The 8113-nt window shown below is 71.6% G+C and carries 9 protein-coding genes; 3 read left to right on the top strand and 6 right to left on the bottom strand.

Going from position 1 to position 8113, the window contains the following annotated elements:
• From C1I97_RS25750 to C1I97_RS25725, 6 genes are all read right to left on the bottom strand, one after another.
• On the bottom strand, positions 1 to 458 hold a 458-nt coding region (locus C1I97_RS25750; protein ID WP_111005556.1), incomplete at its 3' end, for a DUF6238 family protein.
• 69 nt (positions 459 to 527) lie between these two features.
• Positions 528 to 2000, bottom strand: a complete 1473-nt coding sequence (locus C1I97_RS25745; protein WP_181446909.1) for an SCO6880 family protein — start codon at positions 1998 to 2000, stop codon at positions 528 to 530.
• Positions 2001 to 2081: 81 nt separating this feature from the next.
• Positions 2082 to 3473: an SCO6881 family protein gene (locus tag C1I97_RS25740; protein WP_111005555.1), complete on the bottom strand. Its 1392-nt coding sequence runs from the start codon at positions 3471 to 3473 to the stop codon at positions 2082 to 2084.
• 15 nt (positions 3474 to 3488) lie between these two features.
• Positions 3489 to 4175 (bottom strand): hypothetical protein, encoded by a 687-nt coding sequence (locus C1I97_RS25735; protein ID WP_111005554.1) that lies wholly within the window; start codon positions 4173 to 4175, stop codon positions 3489 to 3491.
• Positions 4175 to 4483 carry a DUF6112 family protein gene (locus tag C1I97_RS25730; protein WP_111005553.1) on the bottom strand — a complete coding sequence of 103 codons (309 nt, stop codon included), beginning with the start codon at positions 4481 to 4483 and terminating at the stop codon, positions 4175 to 4177. The genes C1I97_RS25735 and C1I97_RS25730 overlap by 1 nt, the downstream gene beginning before the upstream one ends.
• An 82-nt stretch (positions 4484 to 4565) precedes the next feature.
• On the bottom strand, positions 4566 to 5681 hold the full coding sequence (locus tag C1I97_RS25725) for a C40 family peptidase (protein WP_111005552.1): 1116 nt from the start codon (positions 5679 to 5681) through the stop codon (positions 4566 to 4568).
• Positions 5682 to 6186: 505 nt separating this feature from the next.
• On the opposite strand from C1I97_RS25725, the gene C1I97_RS25720 reads away from it, so the two are divergent.
• The 3 genes from C1I97_RS25720 to C1I97_RS25710 all read left to right on the top strand — a co-directional run.
• On the top strand, positions 6187 to 6942 hold the full coding sequence (locus tag C1I97_RS25720; RefSeq protein WP_111005551.1) for a DNA-methyltransferase: 756 nt from the start codon (positions 6187 to 6189) through the stop codon (positions 6940 to 6942).
• 183 nt (positions 6943 to 7125) lie between these two features.
• A complete protein-coding gene (locus C1I97_RS25715) occupies positions 7126 to 7677 on the top strand; it encodes a DUF4913 domain-containing protein (protein ID WP_181446910.1) in 552 nt (183 codons plus the stop codon).
• A partial coding sequence (locus C1I97_RS25710) for a hypothetical protein (protein ID WP_111005549.1) occupies positions 7674 to 8113 on the top strand: 440 nt, incomplete at its 3' end. The genes C1I97_RS25715 and C1I97_RS25710, both read left to right, overlap by 4 nt.

Raw genomic sequence — 8113 nt, 5'->3', positions numbered from 1 at the left:
CATCGGATGCACGTGGGGGTGTGCGGCGGGCGGTTGAGGTCGGTGGGTGTGTTCTTGCGGCGGACGATGTGTCCGACCGCCAGGTGGCGCTGGCAGATGGTCAGCACCGGCGGTCCCTCCGGGAGCCGTTCGGGATGGCACTCGGTGGCCTGGGCGCTGGTCGGGGCGAGGGCTGCCGGCAGGAGGTGGAAGGCGGAGTGGACCTCTGCGGTGGCCTGCCAGAGCCGGGTTCGGGCGGTGGCAAGGTGCCGGCCTGCGGCCGGATGGGAGGGCCGGGCTGTGTCGGCGAGCTGGTCGACGAGTTGGTGCACAGCGGTGAGGTGGGCGTGCAGCACGTCGAGGTGCGTGCGGTCGACCGCCGTGCGCTCGGTCTGTGCGATCTTTCGGTGGTGGCGGATTCCGGCGCTCGCGGCGCGGAGGTAGGGATGTGCGTCGTCGGGAGAGGGTGTGGTGGTCAAAGAGGGCGGTCCTTCCTGCCACCGGCCGGTGGCAGGGTGGGCGAATGGTCCGGCGGGGGACGGCGTCGTTCACAGGGCGGTGCGGGCGAGGGGGAGTGCGCCGAGGGTGAAGGCGTCGGGCTGCTGGTAGTTGAGGCGGCGCAGGTCGACGCCGGCGGTGACGGCGGCGGTCTCGATCTGTGCGCAGGCCGCGTCGAGCAGGGCGTCGGTCTCGGCGGTGACGGTGACCAGGCCGGTCATGGCCACGTCGGCGTGCCCGGCGATGAGCTGCCGTTCGCGGGCCTTGACGTCGGCGTATTCGATGGAGTCTTCCTCGGAGTCGACCTGGCCGCGGCGGGCGCGTTCGTTGGCGTCGGCGATGATCGCGGCCTTGCGGCGCTGCACGTCGCGGAGCGCGGACTCGAGCTCCTGTGGGACGTAGATGAGGGAGAGGCTGCGGCGGACGCCTGCGGTGAACATCAGCCCGTGCAGGAACCCGGCATGCGACTCCGTCCGGGGCCAGTTCTCCACCCAGTACGTGGCGTGGCGCGCGGTGTCGGTGGCGAGCCGGTCGTATTCCTCGACCTGGACGACGGGGCCGGCGGCGGCCGGATCGGCCTCCGCCCGGCCGGTGTCTGACCACTGCTGCAGGGCGGCGAGGGCCTTGGGGTCGTAGGCAGTGCGGATGACGGCGGCGATCTCCCGGGCGGACAGCCAGCCGGTGACCATGAGGCCGGCGTCGCGGGCGGCCAGGGCGATGGAGGAGGTGGTCTGCCCCATGACCGTGAACGCGCCCGGAAGTCCGCCGCCCGCCTGCGAGATGAGTCGCTTGGCGGCCTTCAGGTCGAGGGATATGGCGAGGTAGGTCTCGTGCGGGGCGGCTGCCGGTCCTGCGGAGGCGACCAGCTCGGAGTAGATCTGTCCGGCGACCGGGGCCTCTGGCCGGCCGTGCTGGGCCCAGTGCCGGGAGAGGGTGTCGCCGGAGTCGGGGACGGTGCGTTCCAGGACCTGCACGGTGGCGACGTGTCCGGTGCGGGCGATGCCGGCCAGCGCGCGGCCCCAGCCGTTCACGTTGTGGTTCTGCGTGGCCGGGTCGAGCAAGGCGAACGCGCGGGACGTGACACGGGCGACGGCGGTGAGGATCTGCCGATGCGGGTCGTGGACGGCCGCGGCGCCGTTGGCCGAGTCGCCGGGGGTGACGACCTTCAGGGAGGCGGCGGTGCCGGGCAGGTGCAGGATGCCGTCCCGCCGCGGCCGGCTGACCGGCCGCGCGAGCCAGAGCGTGTGCCCGGCGCGGCGGCGGATCGCGTAGCGGGTGACGATCGGCGCCCAGTCGATCAGCGACCGACCGTGGCGGCGGATCGCGACCAGCGCGGCGACGGCCGCCCACAGCGGGGTCAGCGCCACGGCGCCGAGCAGGCCGGTGGAGACCACCGTCACCAGCAGCAGCGCCAGCGCGCAGGAGACGAGGACGAGTTGAGGGAGGGAGAGACCGAGGAGGATGCCGCGGCGGGAGCGGTGCGGGAACTTCACCGTGACCGGGGCGACGGAGAGATCAGACAAGGGACTGGTCCAAGGGACGCTGGCGGGGCCCGGGTGCGGGGAGCGAAGTGCCCGTCCCGTCCCCGGGCATGGCCAGGGCGATCAGAGGCTGGTCGGGGGAGGCGGAGGGAATGCCGCGCCGCTGCCGGCACCGGCCGCCTGCGAGCCGGAGGGAGGCGGGGCGCCCTGCGGCGGAGGCGTGGTAGACGGCGGCGTGGAACTCCACCCACCGACCCGACCGGACGCAGCACCGGACCCGGATCGTGAGCCGCCACCGGTGGGGCCGCCGCCGACCCGGCCGCTCGTATCGTCGGTGACGCTGGTCGGCGCAGGCTGCACGGCCTTCTCCAGACCGGACTTGCCAGCGCCTCCGCCAGGCGGGACGCCCGAGCCGCCGGACTGCGCGCTCTCCTGGCCGCTGCCTCCGCCGCTCGGGCCGGGCGCGATGTCGCCGGGAAACCCGCCACCGGGGGTTGGGTCCGGGCCCTGGGGAGCGGCCCCGGCTCCCGCGCCGGCTGCCGCACCGCCGGTTCCGGCGGTGGCCGCCATCGCGGCCGCCTTTCTCCCGGTGCGCTCGGCGTGCTGTTTGGCGAGCTGCGCACCGGCGCCGCCGGCACGGTGCAACGTTTCCCCGTCGGACCCCTCGGCCGCCCAGTGCACGAACTTGAAGGTCGCGTAGGGGCAGAGCAGCACCAGGATCATGATCACGATGCCCGCGAGGACGTCGGCGAGCGCGGCCAGGCCGTCCTCGGCCTCGGTCCTGCCCATGGCCGCGACGCCGAGGACGAAGATGATCGTCATCAGCAGCTTGGAGACGACGAGGGTGGCGGTGGCCTCGATCCAGCCCTTGCGCCACCGGCGTGCGACCTCCCAGCCGCCGCCGGCCCCGGCGAACGCGGCCAGCGTGACCATGACCAGGATGCCGACCTTGCGGACCATCATCACGCACCAGTAGAGGAGCGCCCCGAGGGCGGCTCCGAGCGCGGCGAACACCATCACGAGCCAGCCCAGGCTGCTGACGGCGCCGAGCTGTCCGACCTTGACGATGCGGCGGACGGCGGATTCGATGTTCAGGTTCGCGGCTTTGAGCAGACCGGCGGACAGGGCGTCGACCACTTCGATCGCGACGGTGGTCAGGGAGATGGCGGCGAACGCGAAGAGCACACCGGAGGCCGTGCCGGTGAACGCCTGTGCCAGGGCCTGGCCGTCGCGTCGGATCGCGGCACGGACGAGCTGGGCGCAGAACGTGGCCACCAGAACGACCAGGGCGATCGGGAGGATCGTCTCGTAGTTGTCGCGGAACCAGGTCGCGTTGAGGTCGACGCGCGTGGTGGAGTCGACCGCCCTGGCCGCGAGATCGGCCGAGGCGGCGGCGAGCTCGCCGGCGCTCCTGGCCATCCAGTCGCCGATCGCCTTGCCCGGGTCGGAGGCGAAATCCACGGCTTCGCCGACCGCGCAGACCTTGTCCGCGAGGGGAAGGTCACAGAACCCCATGAGGACTCCTCTCGGTCAGGGCGCGACAGTCGGGGCGATGGCGACGAGCGAGCAGTCGGCCGAGGGCCGGCACTGCACGGCGAGGGTGATGGAGCGGTCCTCCGCCCCGCCGCCGCCCTTGGCCCAGGCGATGGTCTGCTTGCCGGTGACGGTCACGGCGTAGATGTACGCCTCGGTGATCGCGGAAGGGTCCTCGGCCAGGGCCTGCTTGAAGGCGGCCGGGTAGTGGGCCTGGGTGATGGCGGCGGTGGCGTGCTGTTCCTGGTCGGCCATGCGTGACCACAGGGTCGGGTCGGGCATCTGCGCGGAGACCGAGGCCCAGTCGCTGTACTTGCTTTCCTTCGTCATCCACGCCTCCATGCCGGCGAGCTGCTGCTCGCGGCTGGTGTCGCGGGTGTCGTAGGACCACAGCATCTCGGCTGCGGCCTTGGCGAAGGCGAGGGGATCGGAGATCCGCGGAGGGCGGGGCACCGACCCCGTCTCGGCTCCCGGTTCCGTGGAGGAGGGGGCCGACGATGCCGGACCGGGCGGTGCCGACGGCGTCGGGCCGGCCGAAGAGTGGTGCTGCCCGGTGTGGCCGGTGACGTAGGCGGTCACGCCGGCCAGGGTGAGCAGCGACGCCAGGACCACGGCGATCACGAGGATGCGGCGGTTTGCCGGCCAGCCGATGCCGTAGTTCGACAGGGAGAATCGCTTCTTCATCAGTGGACCTGCGACCCCAGGGCCGAGAAGAAGGCGACGATGCCGTTCGCGGCGCCGAGGCCGAGGGCGGCGCCCGCGGCCACGGTCGCGCCCTTCTTGCCGTTCGCCTCGGCCTGGTGGCCACCGGTGTGGTGTCCCCAGGCCCACACCGCCAGGCTGACGGCGAGGGCGCCGACGACGGCGATGATGCCGAACATGTTGATGCTGGAGACGACGTTCTTCAGGACGGAGAGTCCCGGCAGGCCACCGCCCTTGGGGGTGATCCCGGGGTCGAAGGCGAGATAGAGCCGGTCGGCGAGAGATGTCATGGGTGTGGCGAGGCTCCTTGCGTACACGGGCCAGGGGGGCCGAAGCGGGAAGCGGAAGGGGCGGGTCGGGCGGAGGTGGGCGTCACAGGACGCGGCGCACGGCGAGGACGTCCCAGTCCTTGAGCGGGGTGATGCGCACGGGCTTGCCCGTGCGCGGGGCTTCGATGACGAGCCCCTCGCCCAGGTACATGCCGACGTGCTCGGGACGTACGGCGGTGCCGCGGCTGAAGATCAGGTCACCGGGCTTCATGGCCTTCACGGAGACGGCCTTGCCCTCGTTGACCTGCGTGTACGTGGTGCGGGTGAGCTGGATGCCGGCCGTGGCGTACGCCTGCTGCATCAGCGAGCTGCAGTCGCAGCGGCCCATCGGGTCCGGTCCGTGCGGCGCGGTGCAGGTGCCGCCCCACTGGTACATCGTGCCGAGCTGATGCATCGCCCAGACGATCGCCGTGCGGGCGCGCGGGTCGGCGTCCTTGGGGATCTTGTATCCCTTCGGGACGGCGCCTTCCGGGATCTTCCCGAAGGACGAGCCGTCCTGCGTGGTGCAGGCGGACAGCGAGGGTGCGTCGTCGGTCTCCTGGGCGGCATCGTCGCTGGCGCCGGGGAAGGTGGCGGCGATGGCCTTCTGCAGCGCGGTCGCCAGCGGCTCCCACTGGGCGTAGGCGTCCGGGTAGCCGGACTTCTGCACGGCTTGGGCGGCCTGGGTCACGGTCATCTGCTGCCAGCCGCTCACCTGCAGGAGCGCCTGGTAGAACCTCTCGGACGCGTGGACGGGATCGCGGATCTGCTCGGCCGTGCCCCAGCCCTGGCTGGGCCGTTGCTGGAACAGGCCGAGGGAGTCGCGGTCTCCGTAGGCAAGGTTGCGCAGCCGGGATTCCTGCATGGCGGTGGCGAGCGCGATGATCTGCCCGCGCCTGGGCACGTGGAGACTGATCCCGGTGGCGACGATGGTCTGTGCGTTCGGGATCTGCTCACCGGGCAGGTCCAGGCCCTCGATGGCGACGTCGGAGGCGTCCGCGCCGTCGAGGATCTTGGTGACCTGTTCGGTGACCTTGTCGGTGTCCAGGTCGGGCAGGCACTGGAAGGACGCGCTGCTCTGTGCGGCGGCTTCGCTGGACGTGGCCATCATCATGGCCGCGCCGCCGAGGAGGACGGGGGAGAGGACGACGACGCCGATGCCGGCGGCGAGCGCCTTCAACCTGCCCGGCCCCCTCGCACCATGGAGGATGCGGGCAGGGGCGGATGACGAGACGTCACGAAGGTCTCCTTCAAAGAGGGTGTCCGGCGCGCCGCGTACGCGTGGAGGCGGGTGGAAGGGCGCGGCGGCCGGGGTGGGCGATCGAGAGGCGCCGGCCTGCGGGCGAGTTGCCGCTCGGTCCGCGGGCCGGGGTGACTAGGTGTGCCGGGGCAGGGGGTACCTCCGCGAGGTGTGGTGGGAAGGCGCCAGCGGCGGTGTGCGCCGGGCGGTTCGAAAACAGTAGGCCCGGATCGGCGGTTGACCAAAAAGTCGTCGTGAGGGGTCGGAATCCGTACCCCTGGCAGGGCACTTCTTGGTGAGCGGCCAATTCGCCTCTACAGTTTTGGGACTCCCCTCGCCCTCCGGTTCGCGGTTTCCCGGGCTTCTGCATGCCCGATTCCCAGCCTGCCCGGATTCTCCTGCGCGAGGGGTGTCCAATCCCTCCCGCCCGAATCGGGGTACCTCTTTGCCTTTTTCCCTTCATCAGGGCGACGCCCTGCGCGTGCTGTCCACGCTGCCGGACGACTGCGTCGACTCCGTGATCACCGACCCGCCGTACAACTCCGGTGGCAGGACCGCCAAGGAGCGCACGTCCCGCTCGGCGAAGCAGAAGTACACCTCCGCCGACGCCAAGCACACTCTGCCGGACTTCACCGGCGAGAACATGGACCAGCGCAGCTACGGCTTCTGGCTGACCCAGATCATGACCGAAGCCCACCGGCTGACGAAGACCGGCGGGACCGCCCTGCTGTTCACCGACTGGCGGCAGCTGCCCATCACCACGGACGCGATCCAGGCCGCCGGATGGTTGTGGCGCGGGGTGCTGGCCTGGCACAAGCCGCAGGCCAGGCCGCAAAAGGGCCGCTTCACCCAGAACTGCGAGTTCATCGTCTGGGCATCGAAGGGTGCGATCGACGGCTCCCGGAACCCGGTCTACCTGCCCGGCCTGTACTCCGCCTCCCAGCCGTCGGGCACGAAGCGGCAGCACATCACGCAGAAGCCGGTCGAGGTGATGCGCGAGCTGGTCAAGATCAGCCCCGAAGGCGGCACGGTGCTCGACTTCTGCGCCGGCTCCGGCTCCACGGGCGTCGCTGCCCTGCTGGAGGGGCGCGACTTCATCGGCGTGGAGAAGACCGAGCACTACGCCGGCATCGCGGCCGACCGGCTGTCCGAGACCGTCCGCCAGACCCTGACCCAGGACGACGTCGTCCTGACCGGCTGACACCACCGCAGCTCACCAGCCGGTGTCGGCTCATTGGTGCCGCATTCCCTCGACAGCCACGGCGTAAGGAGGCCCTGCCCCGTCATGTCTGAACCCGTAAACCCCCCAGAGGAGGGCGAGCTGGAGCCGGTTCGCATCCCCGATCCTCACCTTGAAGGGATCGAGGCCAGCGTCCGGAAACTGATGGAGCAGTCCGCCCAGCAGGCCCAGCAGCTCGACCACCTCGCCTCCGCCCCCGCACCGCACACGGGTGCCTCTCCGTTCGCCGCCTTCGGTATGCCGGGACTCGGCGGACCGCCGCCGCCGGCGGCGCCGCCGGAGCCTCGGCCGATCCTGGAGCTGGAGGGCGAGGAGTACGAGGACGAACTGGACGCCCTGTCGGACTGGGTGGACGACTTCCTGCTGCCGGTCTACGGGGCCGAGGTCACCACGGCCGCCCCGTGGTGCCTGCAGTGGCAGGAGCACAGCGACGTCGTGGCCTGGCTGCACGCGCTGTGGCTGGCCTACCAGCAGCACAAGGACCCCGAGGCCGGGCCGAGCGGTCTGCTCGTGTGGCACCGCGACTTCCTCACCCACACCATGGTCGCCGTCAGAGGACCGGGCGGTCCGCTGTCGGCGTGCATGACCTCACCGGACCGGCCCGCGCACCGCCTCCTGCCCGGCCCGCCGCCCTCGGCCCGCACGGAGAAGACGAACGCCTCGGAGGCCGACGTGCCGGGCGAGTCGACGTCGTGAGCGCCGGGCAGCAGCCGGCCTTCGGGCTCAGCTTCGACCCGCGCGCCCTGACCGACCTGATCCAGGCCCCCAGTGACATCCGCGACCTCACCCTCGCCTACCTGCAAGAAGTCGTGAACGCCGAGCGTTTCGGGACGAGACTCACCGGCGACCTGGAGGGCTACCGGAAGCTGTTCGTGGACTCCCGCAAGGAGTGGCGCGTCGTCTACGGCATCCGTCCGGCGCCCGAGACGTCCATGCACCGACGGGAGGTCCACGTCGTCGCGGTACGGCCTCGGGCCGGCAACGACGTCTACGACACCGTCGGCAAGCGCCTGGGGATGAACCGTCGGCCGCTCAGCGCCCGGACCCATGCGGCCCGCTCCCGTTCCCCGCAGCTCACCACCCGCGGGCCCATTCCGAAGCCCGGACCGCTGCCCTCCGCGATGCCCGGCCC

Origin of the sequence: Streptomyces sp. NTH33, from assembly GCF_003236365.1 — a bacterium.
Lineage (GTDB): Bacteria > Actinomycetota > Actinomycetes > Streptomycetales > Streptomycetaceae > Streptomyces.
Note: the sequence above shows the minus strand (reverse complement) of the source record. Positions and strands in the feature narration are given on the sequence as shown.